Raw genomic sequence first — 15530 nt, 5'->3', positions numbered from 1 at the left:
TGTCCGTGCGATGACGCTTGCCGAGGCTGCGAAGATTTATCGCGAGCGATACTGGCATGTGTTGCGTTGCGATGAACTGCCGGCCGGACTGGATTACGCAGTCTTCGACTACGGCGTGAATTCCGGCACCGGCCGTGCGGCCAGGGTCATGCAGCGGCTGCTCGGAATCGGTCAGGGCACGACGATGACAGACGCGGTAATCGCGAGCGCGCGCAATGCGGGCGCTTCATCTCTGATCGCGCGACTGTGCGACGAGCGGCTCGCGTTTCTGAAATCGCTGCGAACATGGCCGGTATTTGGTGCGGGCTGGGGCCGGCGCGTCGCCGAGGTGCGGCGCGATGCGCTCGCAATGGCGAACGGCGCGACGGTTGCTTCGATCGAACTGGGCGCCGCGAACGGCAAGGCCAAAGTCCCGGCGCCGAAGGTGGCGAAGACGACCACGGCGGCGGGCGCGGTGATTGCTGGCGGTGGCGCGGCGCAGATAGCGGCCGCTTCAGGCGTATCGTGGCCGGTCGTGTGGGCGATCCTCGCAGCCGGTATCATGTGCGCTGCCGCCGGCTGGATCGGCTGGACGCTGTGGCACAAGCGCAAGCAGATGGCGCCGGCGATCGGACCTTCCGCAGAGCCGGCGCTGACGACCCGCGCATTGGCGAGACTGCGCGACCGGCTGAAAGGTTGGCGCACGCTTCTGTTCGGCGGCGCGGTTACGATGGCGGGGGCCGCGCTCGATATTCTCAACGCGTTGCAGTTGGTCGATATCACGCCGCTGCTTCCGCCCGACCATGCGCTGAAGATCATCGCCGTGATCGGCGTCGTCACCGTGGTCCTGCGCCTGGTCACGACCGACCGCATCGGTCGCAAGGAGCGGTGATATGAGCGGCATTGTCCTGAAACTGATCGGCTGGTTCGGCGGCGGTGCGCTCGACGCGCTGCTGGGCCGGCTCGCCGATTACCTGCGCGCGAAGGCGAACGACGATCTCGCGCGATACCAGACCGGCGTGCAAGCCGACACCCAGATCGCGATTACGCAGGTCAATGCGCAGATCGAAGCGCGAAAACTGCAGACCCAGCTGATCGAGGCCGATCGCGGCTGGTGGGTGACGGCCTGGGTGCGTCCGCTGATCGTCTACCCTTGCGTGATGCATTTCGGCGCGATCGTGCTCGATTCAACGTTCCGCTTCGGCTGGGGCATTGCCAAGCTGCCGCCGCCCTATGACGGCTACGAGCAGGCGATCATCCTGTCGTTCTTCATCGCACGCCCGTTCGAGAAGGTGGCGCGGGTGTTCATGGCGGGGAGGGGGAATTAAAGCGAGGCGGCGCTTGAGCCAAGGTGGGCGCTTGAGCCAAGGCGGGCGCTTGGCGAACACAGCGTCGCTCCGGTAAAGACGGCCCGTTCTTCCGGAGCCTGATGCAATGCACGTCCGCGACGCCGTCGCCTCCCGCTATTCCTGCCGCGCCTTCCTGCCGACACCGATCCCCGAACAGACCGTTCGCGACATTATCGAACTGTCGGCGCGTGCGCCGTCCGCCGGCAACATGCAGCCGTGGCGGATCGATGTGATCGCAGGCGAGCGCGTAACGGCGCTGAAAGATCTCCTGCGTCCGCGCATGGGCGAATTGCCGCGCGGCGAGGGCACCGAGTACACGATCTACCCGCCCGAGATGAATGCCACCTACCGTAAGCGGCGCTTCGAAGTCGGCGAACTTCTCTACAAGTCGATCGGCGTTCCGCGCGAGGACAAGCCGGCGCGTTACCGCCAATACGCGCGCAACTTCGAATTCTTCGGCGCGCCGGTCGGCATATTCTTTTCCGTCGATCGCGATCTCGGCGTCGCCCAGCATTCCGACCTCGGCGGCCTGATCCAGACCGTCATGCTGGTCGCGCGCGGCTATGGGCTGCATACCTGCGCGCAGCAGGCCTGGGCGTCCTGGCACAAGACATTGCCGGCCTTTCTCGGTCTCCCCCAGCACATGATGCTGTATTCGGGCATGGCGCTCGGCCATGCCGATGAGGCCGCCCCGATCAACGGCTGGCGTTCGCCGCGCGCTCCGCTCGGCGACTACGCGACATTCTCCGGCTTCACGGGATAGTGTCCGGCTGGTTGAATCTGCCGCGGTTCCGCCACCGGACATTCATGCGATATTCACGGGTGCGGATTTAGAGCGGCGACATGTTCCTCAGAAACCTGATTCTCAGCGCGTCCCTGGCGGTCGCGGCTTTCGGTGCTTCTCCGGCGCCTGCCGCGGAACTCCGGATGGCCGAGGCGTCGGCTGCCCAATGCCTGACCCCGGCCCAGCGCCGCACCGTGGCAGCCAGCGGCAAGGTCGTGCCGCTTTCCAAGGCGATTCGGGCTGCCCGCGCCCGCAAGATCGATGTTGTTGACGCCAAGCTCTGCAAGGGGCCAAAAGGTTTCGTCTACCTGCTGACACTGCTCGCGCAGGATGGCAAAGTCACCCGCGCCACCGTTGATGCCGCGAGCGGGTTGCTTACGGACGGCGGCTGATTTCGGAGGGTTTCCGTCTTGCGTCTCCTCGTGATCGAGGACGATCCCGACCTCAACCGTCAGCTCGCAACCGCTTTGACCGAAGCGGGTTACGTTGTCGACCGTGCGTTCGACGGCGAAGAGGGGCATTACCTCGGTGAGACCGAGCCCTATGACGCGGTCATTCTGGATATCGGCCTTCCCAAGATGGACGGCATCTCGGTGCTGGAGGCCTGGCGGCGCGCCGGCCGCGCGATGCCCGTACTGATGCTAACGGCGCGCGACCGCTGGAGCGACAAGGTTCAGGGCTTCGATGCCGGCGCCGACGACTACGTGCCCAAGCCCTTCCATATGGAAGAAGTGCTGGCGCGGGTGCGCGCGCTGCTGCGCCGATCGGTCGGCCACGCCAAGAGCGAGTTCAATTGCGGTCCGGTCCGGCTCGATACCCGCACCGGCCGCGTAGCCGTCGACGGCAATCCGGTGAAACTGACCAGCCACGAATATAGGCTGTTGTCCTACCTCATGCATCACACCGGCCGCGTGGTGTCGCGCACCGAGCTTGTCGAGCATCTCTACGATCAGGACTTCGACCGCGACTCCAACACGATCGAAGTATTTGTCGGCCGCATCCGCAAGAAGCTCGGCGTCGACGTGATCCAGACCGTACGCGGGCTTGGCTATCTGCTGACACCGCCCGATGCGCGCTGAGGCTACGCTTTTCCGTCAGGCCCGCGCTTGTCGCGGGCATCCACGTCTTGCCTTTCTCTGGACGGAAAGACGTGGATGGCCGGGACGAGCCCGGCCATGACGATGTGAGTGATTCATGCGCGCGAACTCGCTGGCGCTACGGTTGTTCCTGTGGGCCGCGGGATGGACGATCGCGATCGTGCTCGTCACGGGGATCGTCTTGTCGTCGCTTTATCGCGACGCTGTCGAGCGCGCTTTCGACGGCCGGCTGCAGGTCTATCTGCGTACGCTCGTCGCCGATCTCGCCGCGCCTGAAGTTCCCGACGACAAGCTGGCACAGGGCGTCAGCGAACCATTGTTCGATCTGCCGCTGTCCGGCTGGTACTGGCAGGTCACCCAGCTCGACAGCCTGAAGCCGGAAGTCCGCGCCTCGCGTTCGCTGTGGGACGGAGGATTGCCTCGCTTGCCGGTTCCAAGCTCAACCGCGGCCCTCGGCGTGCGGACCGGCTATGTCAACGGACCCGAAGACCAGAGGCTGAGGCTGGTCGAACGCAGCGTCGATCTCGGCGATGAGGGCAGTTATCTCGTTGCGGTGGCGGGCGATGCCGCCGAGATCGAGGACGATATCCGCAGTTTCAACCGTGCTTTGCTCGCGACCTTCTGCGCACTCGCGCTCGTGCTTCTTCTCACCACGGCATTCCAGGTGCAGTTCGGTCTTGCACCGCTCAAGCGCATTTCCCAGCAACTCGCAGCGATCCGCTCCGGCCAGGCCGAGCGACTCGAAGGCAAATTCCCGGTCGAAATTGCTCCGCTCGCGCGCGAAGCCAATGCGTTGCTCGACGCCAATCGCGAAATCGTCGAGCGCGCCCGCACGCATGTCGGCAATCTCGCGCATGCGCTGAAGACGCCGCTGTCGGTCGTGATGAACGAAGCCGCGGCGCGCGCCGACGATCCGCTGGCGCAGAAGGTACGCGAGCAGGCCGATGTGATGCGCGACCAGATCACGCGCCATCTCGAGCGCGCCCGCATGGCCGCGCGGCTGACCGTGGTCGGAAGCGTGACGGAGGTGGCGCCTGTCGTGCAGGCCATCGCGCGCACCATGGAGAAGACCAACCGGCACAAGGATTTGCGTCTGCGAGTCGATGCACCCGACGATGCGCAGTTCCGCGGCGAGCGGCAGGACCTCGAAGAGATGGTCGGCAATCTCGTCGACAATGCCTGCAAGTGGGCGCAGTCGCGGGTCTCGATCGAGGTGCTCAAGGAGCGCGCCGACGACGACCGGCAGGTGATCCGGATCATCGTCGACGACGACGGGCCCGGTCTCACGCCCGCTGAGCGCGAGCAGGTTGCCCGGCGCGGGCGGCGGCTGGATGAAACCAAGCCCGGTTCCGGGCTTGGTCTCTCGATCGTCGTGGAACTCGCCGGGCTTTACGGCGGCACCTTCGTTCTCGGCACCGCACCGCTCGGCGGCCTGCGCGCGGAACTTGTCCTGCCGGCGGCGTAACCCGCGGCCGTAGTTTCTTTACGGTTTGGTGGTCATATCATCCGCTGGACGGCCCGGTCCGCGGCTCAGAAATGCCGCATTCCCTGTTGTTTAGTAAATGCCTGCCGCGTCCTGTCGCGGCATCGGGGCGTCACACCGGAGGGGGCATGCGTTCGATCGGAATTGTCATCGCGGCAGCGGCATTTGTGGCCGGATGCGCGGGCGATCCGAATACCGGAACCGGACCGCGCGAGAATACCGGGACGCTGGTCGGCGCGCTGGCTGGCGCTGCGATCGGGTCGCAATTCGGCGGCGGAACCGGCGAGCGGATCGCTGCCGGTGTCGCCGGTGCGGCGATCGGTGGCCTGATCGGCAACCGGATCGGCTCCGCGATGGACGACGAGGACAAGCAGCGCGCCTATGTCGCGCAGATGGAGGCACTGGATCGCGGCGCGTCCGGCGCACCCGTAGGCTGGGAAAATCCGGATTCCGGGCGGCGGGGCACCATCGTGCCAGGGCCGCAATATGACAGGCGCGGCATGCAATGCCGCAGCTTCACCCATACGATTTATATCGACGGCCGCCCGCAGGTCGCGCGCGGCGACGCTTGCCGCAATCCCGACGGCACCTGGCAGCTGGTGTAATGCGAAACCTGCGCACCTAACCGCTTCTTAAGACCGGCGCGCTATGCGTTGGCTCTCGGTACAAGCGGTGAGTGGTGTGTATGGCCGACGGGGCCCTCGTCGAGCGTTTGCAGCAATATCTCAGGGATCTGAGTCCTGAGGCGCGCACGCTGTTGATGACGGAACTGGAACGCGGCCTGCTGCGCGGCGCGGACATGCCCGGCGCGGAACTCGTGCTGCAGGTGTTGCGTCGCGACGCGCGCGAGAATGTCCGTCCAAAACGTCCCGGCAATCTCGCCCGGCTGTTTTTCCAGCCGCTCGAACCGCTGCTTGTCGACGATACCGCGACCCACAATCACCCCGGCCGCATCTCCCGTGTCGTGCTCGAGCCGGTGTGGGAGTGGATCTGCCGCGACCTGATGCCCGGCGAAGCCAAGGCCGTGACCGATCAGGTGGCGCGCGCGTTCGAGGAGGGGGACTCCGATCGCGCCGAAGAACTCGCACGCGCCTTCCAGGATCGTGCCGCGCTCCGGATGGAAGAAGCGCTGGCCGCGGCCAAATCCGATGACAAGGTCCGGCGGCGGCTCGCCGGCCAGATCGGCACGCCGCGCGCGATCCAGGATGCGACCGCGATCCTGACCATCATCAAGGCGCGTCAGCAGCTTGCCGCATTCGGCGCGCAATTGCCGAACCACATCAAGACTCTCGACGACAGCAACGTCGCCACCATCAAGGCGATGATCGACTCGCCGGCTGCCGGCGGTCCGACGCTTTTCGTCTATGTGCTCGTGATGACCATGAGCCGTCTGGCGGCGCCCTGGCAGTTGATCCGTCTCGCGACGCGCGCAGCCGGGACCGACAATGCGAGCCGGATCTCCGAAACGCCATACGCTGTCACCATCGACATCGTGCTGGCTGAAATCCAGCGCATGATCGGCGAACTCAAGGGCGAGTTGCGTTCGGGGCAGGGGCTCGCGGTCGGCGCGCTGCTCAAGAGCATCCACGATTCCGCGCGCGGCCTGCGCGCCGAGATCAATTTCGCCTACGAGTCGCCCTGGGCGCGCGGCCTTGCGGCGTTGCGTACGCAGGTCTCCGACCTCCTGAAAGGCGAGATCGAGACGCTGCCCGGGCGCGTCCGCAGGCTTTTGCGCGCCCGCCCGATCAAGGAGATCGCGCCGAATTCCACGCTCGACGAGAACGACGTGCGCGAGACCGAGGCCCAGATCGAGTTCGTCAATACCTGCCGGGCCTATGCCGGCGAGCTCGCGCTGAGCGAACTGACCACGCGGACCTGGGGCGATCTCGAGCATTATCTCGATCCGGCCACCGCCGCTCTCGTGGAGAATCTCCGCATCGCCGGCACGTCCGACCGGCCGTTCCGGCAATCCCAGCTCGACGCCGCCGTGCGCTTCTGCCGCAAGGTCTTCGGCGAGGATTATGCGGCCCTGATGCTGAAGGCCCGCGATGTCGCAGCCGCCGCGGAGCGCAAGGCGGCAAAGGCGTAGCTGCGATCCGCGCTGGTCGGGTTCCCGGTCGCAAAGCGCTGCAGCCCTAGCCCGGCACCCGGCTGTGCGCCAATGATCACGGATCGGTATTTTGTGCGCCGCCCGCGGGTGATGTAAACCGGCGCGCATGAGCCTGTACCTGATCCTGGCCCTGATGACCGCGGCGGCGATTTTCGCCGTTCTGTGGCCTTTGTCGCGTCATCCGAGGGATGGAGCCGCCGACCGTCAGGATGTCGAGGTTTATCGCGACCAGCTCGATGAGGTCGAACGCGACCGCAAGGCCGGCCTGATACCGGACAGCGAGGCGGAGGCCGCGCGGGTCGAAATCTCGCGCCGGCTGCTGGCCGCGGCCGATTCCGCTGAAAAGCCCGCGCGGATAGCGGGCGCCTCACCCCTCTGGCGGCGTCGCGCGGCCGCGTTGATCGCGCTGATCCTGCTGCCGATCCTGGCGGGCAGTCTCTATGTCCGGTGGGGTTCTCCGCAACTTCCCGGTGCGCCGCTGTCCGCGCGCATGGATGCCCCGCTGCAGAACCGCTCGATCGAAAGCATGGTCGCGCAGGTCGAGGCGCATCTGGAGAAAAATCCCGACGACGGGCAGGGTTGGAATGTCGTGGCGCCGGTCTACATGCGGATGGGGCGCTTCAATGACGCGGTCCGCGCGCGGGCCAACACCGTCCGTATCCTCGGCAGCAACGCCGAGCGGGAGGCCGATCTCGGCGAGGCGCAGGTCGCGGCGGCAAACGGCGTCGTCACTGCCGATGCGAAGGCGACCTTCGAGCGCGCGCTGAAGGTCGACGCGGCCAATGTGAAGGCGCAGTATTTCATGGGCCTTGCCGCCGAGCAGGATGGCCGGCCCGAGCAGGCGGCCCGGATCTGGCGCGCGATGCTGGCAACGGCACCGGCGAATGCGCCGTACCGGCCGCTGGTGCAGAAGTCGCTGGCGCGTGTCGAACCGAATGCGGCGCCGGTCGAACCGAAAGCCCCGCAGCCGGGACCAACACAGGAGGATATGGCGGCGGCCCAGCAACTGACGGCCGAACAGCGTCAGGACATGATCCGCGGCATGGTCGACAGGCTGGCCGAGCGGCTGAAGGCGGATTCGTCTGATTTCGAAGGCTGGTTGCGGCTGGTGCGTGCCTATGCGGTGATGGGGGACAAGGAAAAGGCGCAAGAGGCTGCGCGAAGTGCCCGCAACACCATCGGCGACGACGCCGACAAGCGCAAACGGCTCGACGACCTGACGAAGGGACTCGGCATTGAAGGTTGAGGTAACACAGCAATGACGCGCAAACAGCGCCGTCTGGTACTGATCGGAGCGGGCGCCCTGGTGCTCGCGGTTGCGGCTGCGCTCGTGCTCACGGCGCTGCGCGACTCCATCGTCTTCTTCAATTCGCCGACGGACGTGGTGGAGAAGAAGGTGCAGGCCGGCTCGCGCATTCGTCTGGGCGGTCTGGTGCAGCCCGGCACCGTCGTCCGCAAGGATGTGGACGCCACCTTCGACGTCACTGACGGAAAGAACGTGGTGCGCGTGACCTATCGCGGCATCCTGCCTGATCTGTTCCGCGAAGGGCAGGGCGTGGTGGCCGAAGGCACGTTGCTCGATGCGGCATCGTTCCGCGCCGACACCGTGCTCGCCAAGCATGACGAGAACTACATGCCGAAGGAAGTGGCCGATGCGCTCAAGAAGCAGGGCCACTGGAAGGACGATTACGGGAAGAAGCCGGGCGGGGCGAAGCAATGATCGCTGAAGTCGGCCACTACGCGCTGGTGCTGGCGCTCGCGCTTGCGCTGATCCAGGCAACGCTGCCGATTGCCGGCGCGCGGCTGAACGATCGTCTGCTGATGGGGATCGCCGAACCCGTCGCGGTGGTGCAGTTCCTGTTCGTTGCGCTGGCGTTCGCGGCGCTGACCACGCTGTACGTGACGTCCGACTTCTCGGTTCTCAATGTTTACGAGAACTCGCATTCGGCCAAGCCGCTCATCTACAAGATCACCGGAGTCTGGGGCAATCACGAAGGCTCCATGCTGTTGTGGGTGCTGATCCTCGCGCTGTTCGGCGCGCTGGTGGCGCTGTTCGGCAGCAACCTGCCGCAGACCCTGCGCGCCAATGTGCTCGGTGTGCAGGCCTGGATCGCGTCGGCATTCTTCCTTTTCATTCTCGCGACGTCGAACCCGTTTGCGCGCATCGCCCGCCCGCCATTCGAGGGACGCGATCTCAATCCGGTGCTGCAGGATATCGGGCTCGCGGTTCACCCGCCGCTGCTCTATCTCGGCTATGTCGGCTTCTCGATCTCGTTCTCGTTCGCGGTCGCCGCGCTGATGGAAGGCCGCATCGACGCGGCTTGGGCGCGCTGGGTGCGGCCCTGGACACTCGCGGCCTGGTGTTTCCTCACGCTCGGCATTTCGATGGGGTCCTATTGGGCCTATTACGAACTCGGCTGGGGCGGCTGGTGGTTCTGGGATCCGGTTGAGAACGCGTCGCTGATGCCGTGGCTCGCAGGCACCGCGCTGTTGCATTCGGCCGTGGTGATGGAAAAGCGCAACGCGCTCAAGGTCTGGACCATCTTGCTGGCGATCCTGGCCTTCTCGCTCTCGCTGCTCGGCACCTTCCTCGTCCGCTCGGGCGTGCTCACCTCCGTGCACACCTTCGCGAGCGATCCGACGCGCGGTGTCTTCATTCTCTGCATCCTCGTCTTCTTCATTGGCGGTTCACTCGCGCTCTATGCGTGGCGCGCGTCCGCATTGAAGCAGGGCGGTCTGTTCGCGCCGATCTCGCGCGAGGGCTCGCTCGTTCTGAACAATCTCCTTCTGACCACGGCCTGCGCGACCGTCTTCGTCGGCACGCTCTATCCGCTCGCACTGGAATCGTTGACCGGCGACAAGATTTCGGTCGGCGCACCATTCTTCAACGCGACCTTCGGTCCGCTGTTTTTGCCGCTGATGATTGCGATGCCGTTCGGCCCGCTGCTGGCCTGGAAGCGGGGCGATCTTTACGGGGCCGCGCAGCGTCTGACAGCCGCGTTCGTGGTGGCGCTGATCGCGATGGGTGTCACGGTCGCGATCACGCATGGCGGCCCGGTGCTGGCGCCGTTCCTGATCGGCGTTGCGGCCTTCGCGATGACGGGCGCGTTCATCGATATCGTGGAGCGCATCCAGCTGTTCCGGCAGCCATTCGGCCTGTCGTTGCGACGGCTGGTGGGCCTGCCGCGTTCGGCCATCGGTACCGCGATCGCGCATTTCGGTCTCGGCGTGTGCCTGCTGGGCATCGCATCGGAGGCCTATTACGGCGCCGAACGCATTCTTTCGATGAAGCCCGGGCAGTCGGTCGAAGTCCGCGGCTATGACCTGACCTTCGACAATCTGATTGCGCGTCCGGGACCGAATTATCGTGAACTGGTCGCGAAATTCACGGTCAAGTCCGGCGGGGAAACGCTCGGCATCCTCGAGCCGTCGAAGCGCACCTTCACTGCGCGCAATTCCGCAACGACCGAAGCGGCATTGATGACGCGCGGCTTCAGCCAGATCTACCTGTCGCTCGGCGACGTCGGCGATGACGGTTCTATTGCGGTCCGGCTCTATCACAAGCCGCTGGTGCTGCTGATCTGGCTCGGCACGGTTGTGATGGTGATCGGCGGAGTGTTCTCGCTGTCCGACCGGCGGCTGCGCGTCGGTGCGCCGCGGGCCGCGCGCAAACCGAAGCTGCAGCCGGCGGAGTAGGGCGATGCGCGCACTCGGCCTTGCACTTGCGATGATCGTCGCGCTGCATGCGGCGCCCGGTTACGCCGTGCAGCCGGACGAAATCCTGCCCGATGCGAAGCTCGAGGAGCGCGCGCGCAACCTGTCGCGCGAACTGCGCTGCATGGTGTGCCAGAACCAGTCGATCGATGACTCGGACGCTCCGCTCGCGCGCGATCTGCGGCTGCTGGTGCGCGAACGCCTGACAGCCGGCGACAGCGACAGGCAGGTGCTTGATTTCCTCACCAGCCGCTACGGCGATTTCGTCCTGCTCAATCCGCCGATGAATGCGAAGACGATACTGCTGTGGGTGATGCCCGCGGGTCTGCTGGTCGTCGGCGGCATCGTTCTCGTCCTTGCGATGCGGCGGCGCAGCGCCGTCCCGGCGGATTCGGGAGCGCCGGTCTCTCCACTGAGCGCCGAAGAAGAGCGGAAGATCGCGGCGCTGCTCGACAGCGATCCGCGGACCAGAAGCTAGCCCACGTTAACCAGCAGAAAATGACGCGAGTCGGGGGCTGCGCGGGCGCTTTTGCAACGTGCGCGATGATTTTTACGCAAGCTTGGTGTCCGGAAATAGCCTCGCCAGGACCGAAAAGCCCCCGTAAGTCATTGAATTATCTGAACTTGCCGGCGGCGTTGTCATTACCAAAGTTTAATCCCCCCGACAGGTCTTTGTAAGGCGAGAGCCCCCATCTTCACATTCGAACGGCGCCGGGATCGTCCCAAGAGAAGCCTCCCCGGCTCGTAGTGAAATTAGGAAGATGGAGTGAACCACATGACCTCAACTACGCCTCCCAGCCCGGGCGGCTTCCTCAAAGGACGCCGGGCCCTGTTGCTCGGTACGACTATCCTGAGCCTCGGCGCGGCCGCTTTGTTCGTTGCGCCCGATGCAGCCCGTCATGCGGCCGTTGCGCAGAATGTCACGCAGCAGGCGCAGACCGTGCAGCGTCCGGTCGGTTTTGCCGACGTCGTCGAGAAGGTGAAGCCGGCGGTGATTTCCGTCCGCGTCAAGGTAAACGCGGGTCCGCAGAATTCCTCGTTCGAGGGCCAGCTGCCGCAGGGCTTCGAGCGCTTCTTCCGCCGCTTCGGTGGCGAAGACATGTTCCCGGATTTGCCGAACCGCGGCATGCCTGAGCAGCGCGGCCCACGCCAGCGCACCACGGGTCAGGGCTCGGGATTCTTCATCTCGGCCGACGGCTATGCCGTGACCAACAACCACGTTGTTGATCGCGCCGACGAGGTCGAGGTCCAGACCGACGATGGCAAGACCTACACCGCCAAGGTTATCGGCACAGATCCGCGCACCGATCTCGCGCTGATCAAGGTCGACGGCGACAACTTCCCCTATGCCAAGCTCGCCACCCATGCGCCGCGTATCGGTGACTGGGTGCTGGCGGTCGGCAATCCGTTCGGCCTGTCCTCGACCGTGACTGCGGGCATCGTGTCAGCGCGCGGCCGTGATATCGGCGCGGGTCCGTATGACGACTTCCTGCAGATCGACGCGCCGGTGAACAAGGGTAACTCCGGTGGCCCGACCTTCGATACCGACGGCAATGTCGTGGGTGTCAACACGGCGATCTTCTCGCCGTCTGGCGGCAATGTCGGCATTGCCTTCGCGATCCCGGCGTCGACCGTCGACTCGGTGGTCAAGCAGCTGCGCGACAAGGGCACGGTCACCCGTGGCTATATCGGCGTGCAGATCCAGCCGGTCACCAAGGACATCGCCGACAGCCTCGGCCTGAAGAACACCGATGGTGCTCTCGTTGCCGAAGCGACTGCGGACAGTCCGGCTGCCAAGGCTGGCATCAAGTCCGGCGACCTGATCGTTGCGGTCAATGGCGAGCGTATCGCCAACGCCCGTGAACTGTCGCGCCGCATCGCCCAGATGGCGCCCGGCAACACTGCCCGGCTGACCATCCTGCAGCGCGGTTCGGAGAAGACGGTCAACGTCACGCTCGGCGAGCTGCCGACCCAGGCGGAACTCGGCCGCCGCGGTGGTGATGAGCGCAGCGGTCCGGCTCGCGAAGAGCTGACGCTCGGTCTGCAACTCGCGCCGGCCGCGTCCGTAGCTGGTTCGGGCAATGAAGGTGTGGTCGTGACCCGCGTTCTGCCTGACGGCCCGGCGGCCGAGCGCGGGTTCAAGACCGGCGACGTGATCCTCGAAGTCGCGGGCAAGGCGGTGTCGAACCCGGCCGATGTTCGCAAGGCGCTCGAGGACGCGCGCAAGGACAACAAGCGTACGGTGCTGATGCGCGTGAAGTCGGGTGAAGGCACCCGCTTCGTGGCGCTGCCCGCCGGCCGCGCGTAACGAGATTGCCCGCGGCTTCGCGGCCGCGGGCAACGAGCAAGGGACGTGTCTCCGGCTACCGTCGCCCCCGCCGGTGCCACGAAACCCTGGGGGCGGGCCGCAAGGCTCGCCCCCGCAATCAAAGGGAGGGGCGGGCGTTGAGCCCGCTCCTCCGCCTCGCACAGCTTAGCCCCGTAACCCGGCTACCGTCGCCCCTGCCGGACCGGGGTCAGCTGAGGGGGTGGCGGAGTAGCGTAAAAGTCGCCACCCCCTCATGTCTCTGCATCCAGATTCCCCCGCGCTTGCAAATTCCCCCGCAACAGGCGATTCCGTCCTGGATGCCACGGGGCAATTTGAAACCATGCGATTGCTGATTATCGAGGACGACCGCGATGCCGCGGATTATCTCGTCCGCGCCTTCCGCGAGACCGGCCACGTTGCCGACCATGCCGCCGATGGCGAAGAAGGGCTCGCGATGGCGCTCGATGGCGATTACGACGTCCTGATCGTCGATCGCATGCTGCCCAAGCGTGACGGCCTTTCGGTCATCGGCGAATTGCGCGCCAAGAAGATCGAGACGCCGGTCCTGATCCTCTCGGCGCTCGGTCAGGTCGACGACCGGGTCAAGGGTCTGCGGGCCGGCGGTGACGACTATCTCCCCAAGCCCTATTCGTTCTCGGAACTGCTGGCCCGCGTCGAGGTGCTGTCGCGCCGTCGCGGCGGCCGCAACGAGGAAACCGTCTACCGGGTCGGCGATCTCGAACTCGACCGCCTCTCGCATCGCGTCACGCGCGGCAAGGAGGAGGTGATCCTGCAACCGCGCGAATTCCGGTTGCTGGAATATCTCATGAAGCACGCCGGCCAGGTCGTGACGCGCACCATGTTGCTGGAGAATGTCTGGGATTATCACTTCGATCCGCAGACCAACGTCATTGACGTCCACATTTCCCGCCTGCGCTCCAAGATCGACAAGGGCTTCTCGCAACCGCTCCTGCATACGATCCGTGGCGCCGGCTACATGATCCGCGATGGATCGCGGGCTTAATTGCCGATTGAAGGAACAGCGGGGGTGTTTTCGAGTGGTCCGAAGCAAACATTCGCACCCCGTCTCGGCAGGTCTTTTGCGAATGTTTGTATCAAGGACCACTCGCAAATGTTGGATTCTGGTGGAGCCTGGATTTGACGTTCGCTTCACGAGCGCGGGGCTGGGTGGGTAGCGAACGTCAAATCCGCTCCACCAGGCGCAGCAAGGCTGGCGCGCGGCTGATGATGACAGCGCTCGGAAAGCTGTTTCGTACGACCGCGTTCAAGCTGACGCTCGTCTACCTGACTGTGTTCGCGCTGTTCGCGGTCTTCCTGCTCGGCTATTTCGCGCTCAACACCAAGCGGCTGTTCACCGAACAGGCGACCGACGCGGTCAACGCCGAGATCACCGGTCTCGTCGAGCATTTCAACGTCGGCGGCATCCGGCGGCTGACGCTGGTGGTCGAGTCGCGAGCGCGCCGTCCGGGGTCAAGCCTCTATCTCGTGACCACGCCCGGATCGGACGGTCTCGCCGGCAATGTCGGTTCGCTGCCGACCGGAGCGCTGGACAAGCAGGGCTGGTCGGAAACCGTTTATCGCCGCATCGAAGAGGGCGAGACCTCCGAACTGCATCGCGCTCTGGCGCGCGTCTATCACTTGCCTGGCGGCTTCCGGCTCCTCGTCGGCCGCGATCTCGAAGAGCGCGAACGGCTGTTTCAGGTCGTCCTCGATGCCGGAAAGTGGTCGGCGGCCGTGGTCATCATCCTCGGACTGATCGGCGGCTTCCTGGTTGCGCGGCGCGTGCTGCGCCGTGTCGACGCGATGACCGAGACAACGCGCACCATCATGGGCGGCAATCTCTCCGGGCGGCTGCTGGTTGGCGGCAGCGGCGACGAACTCGACCGGCTGGCGCATAACCTCAACGAAATGCTCGACCGGATCGAGGCGCTGATGCGGGGGCTGAAGGAAGTCTCCGACAATATCGCGCACGATCTGAAGACGCCCCTGACCCGATTGCGCAACCGCGCGGAAGAGGCGCTGCGCACCTCGCGCGGCGAGGCCGACTATCGTGCAGCGCTCGAGGGAACGATCGAGGAATCGGATTCGCTGATCAAGACGTTCAACGCGCTTCTGATGATCGCCCGTGCGGAGTCCGGGCAGGCGCGCGACAATATGGTCGATTTCGATGCCGCCGAGGCCGCGCACGACATTGGCGAGCTCTATGAGCCGCTTGCGGAAGAGCAGGGGCTTACTCTCGAGGTCGATGCGCCCGACGCAATTCCGCTTCGCGGCAATCGCGAACTGATCAGCCAGGCGCTCTCGAATCTCGTCGACAATGCGATCAAGTATGCCGGGCCGGAGGCCAGGGCGAACGGCACGCCCTCGGCCGTCACCGTCAGAGCGCGCGCCGAAGGCGACCATGTGCTTCTGAGCGTCGGCGATCGCGGTCCCGGGATACCCGAGGCCGATCGCAAGCGCGTCGTGGAGCGGTTTGTCCGGCTGGAGAAGAGCCGCACGATCCCTGGATCCGGACTCGGCCTCAGCCTCGCGTCCGCGGTTGCACGGCTGCACGGCGGCGAGCTGCGGCTGGAGGATCATGCACCCGGTCTTTGCGCCGTGCTGGTCTTGCCGCGCAACGGACCGTTGCCGCCTGCCACACCGGTGCAAACAGAAGCCGCGTCGCGGCCTTAGCCTCCCTTTTTC

General features: G+C 65.4%; 15 protein-coding genes. All 15 read left to right on the top strand.

The window, feature by feature from the left end; translation table 11 throughout:
* A partial coding sequence (locus tag VNZ93_RS15835; protein ID WP_325707018.1) for a glycoside hydrolase family 108 protein occupies window positions 1-871 on the top strand: 871 nt, incomplete at its 5' end.
* Between the two features lies 1 nt (window position 872).
* The gene (locus tag VNZ93_RS15830; protein ID WP_325707015.1) at window positions 873-1307 is read left to right on the top strand and encodes a hypothetical protein; all 435 of its coding nucleotides are present in this window, start codon (window positions 873-875) and stop codon (window positions 1305-1307) included.
* A gap of 106 nt (window positions 1308-1413) precedes the next feature.
* Complete coding sequence (locus VNZ93_RS15825) at window positions 1414-2091, top strand: nitroreductase (protein WP_325707013.1); 678 nt, start codon at window positions 1414-1416, stop codon at window positions 2089-2091.
* Window positions 2092-2171: 80 nt separating this feature from the next.
* Window positions 2172-2504 carry a hypothetical protein gene (locus VNZ93_RS15820; protein ID WP_325707010.1) on the top strand — a complete coding sequence of 111 codons (333 nt, stop codon included), beginning with the start codon at window positions 2172-2174 and terminating at the stop codon, window positions 2502-2504.
* Between the two features lie 18 nt (window positions 2505-2522).
* The gene (locus VNZ93_RS15815) at window positions 2523-3191 is read left to right on the top strand and encodes a response regulator transcription factor (RefSeq protein ID WP_325707008.1); all 669 of its coding nucleotides are present in this window, start codon (window positions 2523-2525) and stop codon (window positions 3189-3191) included.
* A 115-nt stretch (window positions 3192-3306) separates the two neighbouring features.
* Window positions 3307-4674: an ATP-binding protein gene (locus VNZ93_RS15810; protein ID WP_325707005.1), complete on the top strand. Its 1368-nt coding sequence runs from the start codon at window positions 3307-3309 to the stop codon at window positions 4672-4674.
* Between the two features lie 146 nt (window positions 4675-4820).
* Window positions 4821-5297: an RT0821/Lpp0805 family surface protein gene (locus VNZ93_RS15805; RefSeq protein WP_325707002.1), complete on the top strand. Its 477-nt coding sequence runs from the start codon at window positions 4821-4823 to the stop codon at window positions 5295-5297.
* A gap of 80 nt (window positions 5298-5377) precedes the next feature.
* Entirely contained in the window at window positions 5378-6781 is a 1404-nt protein-coding gene (locus VNZ93_RS15800; protein ID WP_325707000.1) for a hypothetical protein, read from the top strand.
* Between the two features lie 127 nt (window positions 6782-6908).
* The gene (gene ccmI / locus VNZ93_RS15795; RefSeq protein ID WP_325706998.1) at window positions 6909-8048 is read left to right on the top strand and encodes a c-type cytochrome biogenesis protein CcmI; all 1140 of its coding nucleotides are present in this window, start codon (window positions 6909-6911) and stop codon (window positions 8046-8048) included.
* A 12-nt stretch (window positions 8049-8060) separates the two neighbouring features.
* A complete protein-coding gene (gene ccmE / locus VNZ93_RS15790) occupies window positions 8061-8522 on the top strand; it encodes a cytochrome c maturation protein CcmE (protein ID WP_325706995.1) in 462 nt (153 codons plus the stop codon).
* A complete protein-coding gene (locus VNZ93_RS15785) occupies window positions 8519-10498 on the top strand; it encodes a heme lyase CcmF/NrfE family subunit (RefSeq protein WP_325706992.1) in 1980 nt (659 codons plus the stop codon). Before ccmE ends, VNZ93_RS15785 begins: the two co-directional genes overlap by 4 nt.
* 4 nt (window positions 10499-10502) lie before the next feature.
* On the top strand, window positions 10503-10994 hold the full coding sequence (locus tag VNZ93_RS15780; RefSeq protein ID WP_325706989.1) for a cytochrome c-type biogenesis protein: 492 nt from the start codon (window positions 10503-10505) through the stop codon (window positions 10992-10994).
* Between the two features lie 297 nt (window positions 10995-11291).
* Entirely contained in the window at window positions 11292-12824 is a 1533-nt protein-coding gene (locus VNZ93_RS15775; protein WP_325706986.1) for a Do family serine endopeptidase, read from the top strand.
* Between the two features lie 340 nt (window positions 12825-13164).
* On the top strand, window positions 13165-13848 hold the full coding sequence (locus VNZ93_RS15770; protein WP_325706983.1) for a response regulator transcription factor: 684 nt from the start codon (window positions 13165-13167) through the stop codon (window positions 13846-13848).
* A 224-nt stretch (window positions 13849-14072) separates the two neighbouring features.
* Window positions 14073-15518 carry a sensor histidine kinase gene (locus VNZ93_RS15765; protein ID WP_325707027.1) on the top strand — a complete coding sequence of 482 codons (1446 nt, stop codon included), beginning with the start codon at window positions 14073-14075 and terminating at the stop codon, window positions 15516-15518.
* Window positions 15519-15530: the final 12 nt, after the last annotated feature.

It is taken from the genome of Pseudorhodoplanes sp. (genome assembly GCF_035565795.1).
In the GTDB taxonomy this organism is placed as follows: domain Bacteria; phylum Pseudomonadota; class Alphaproteobacteria; order Rhizobiales; family Xanthobacteraceae; genus Pseudorhodoplanes.
Note: the sequence above shows the minus strand (reverse complement) of the source record. Positions and strands in the feature narration are given on the sequence as shown.

Excerpts from the sequence above, each read along its gene's own strand:
- VNZ93_RS15830 (WP_325707015.1), top strand. The coding sequence starts at position 873 with ATGAGCGGCATTGTCCTGAAACTGATCGGCTGGTTCGGCGGCGGTGCG.
- VNZ93_RS15825 (WP_325707013.1), top strand. The coding sequence starts at position 1,414 with ATGCACGTCCGCGACGCCGTCGCCTCCCGCTATTCCTGCCGCGCCTTC.
- VNZ93_RS15820 (WP_325707010.1), top strand. The coding sequence starts at position 2,172 with ATGTTCCTCAGAAACCTGATTCTCAGCGCGTCCCTGGCGGTCGCGGCT.
- VNZ93_RS15810 (WP_325707005.1), top strand. The coding sequence starts at position 3,307 with ATGCGCGCGAACTCGCTGGCGCTACGGTTGTTCCTGTGGGCCGCGGGA.
- VNZ93_RS15805 (WP_325707002.1), top strand. The coding sequence starts at position 4,821 with ATGCGTTCGATCGGAATTGTCATCGCGGCAGCGGCATTTGTGGCCGGA.
- VNZ93_RS15800 (WP_325707000.1), top strand. The coding sequence starts at position 5,378 with ATGGCCGACGGGGCCCTCGTCGAGCGTTTGCAGCAATATCTCAGGGAT.
- ccmI (WP_325706998.1), top strand. The coding sequence starts at position 6,909 with ATGAGCCTGTACCTGATCCTGGCCCTGATGACCGCGGCGGCGATTTTC.
- ccmE (WP_325706995.1), top strand. The coding sequence starts at position 8,061 with ATGACGCGCAAACAGCGCCGTCTGGTACTGATCGGAGCGGGCGCCCTG.
- VNZ93_RS15785 (WP_325706992.1), top strand. The coding sequence starts at position 8,519 with ATGATCGCTGAAGTCGGCCACTACGCGCTGGTGCTGGCGCTCGCGCTT.
- VNZ93_RS15780 (WP_325706989.1), top strand. The coding sequence starts at position 10,503 with ATGCGCGCACTCGGCCTTGCACTTGCGATGATCGTCGCGCTGCATGCG.
- VNZ93_RS15775 (WP_325706986.1), top strand. The coding sequence starts at position 11,292 with ATGACCTCAACTACGCCTCCCAGCCCGGGCGGCTTCCTCAAAGGACGC.
- VNZ93_RS15770 (WP_325706983.1), top strand. The coding sequence starts at position 13,165 with ATGCGATTGCTGATTATCGAGGACGACCGCGATGCCGCGGATTATCTC.
- VNZ93_RS15765 (WP_325707027.1), top strand. The coding sequence starts at position 14,073 with ATGACAGCGCTCGGAAAGCTGTTTCGTACGACCGCGTTCAAGCTGACG.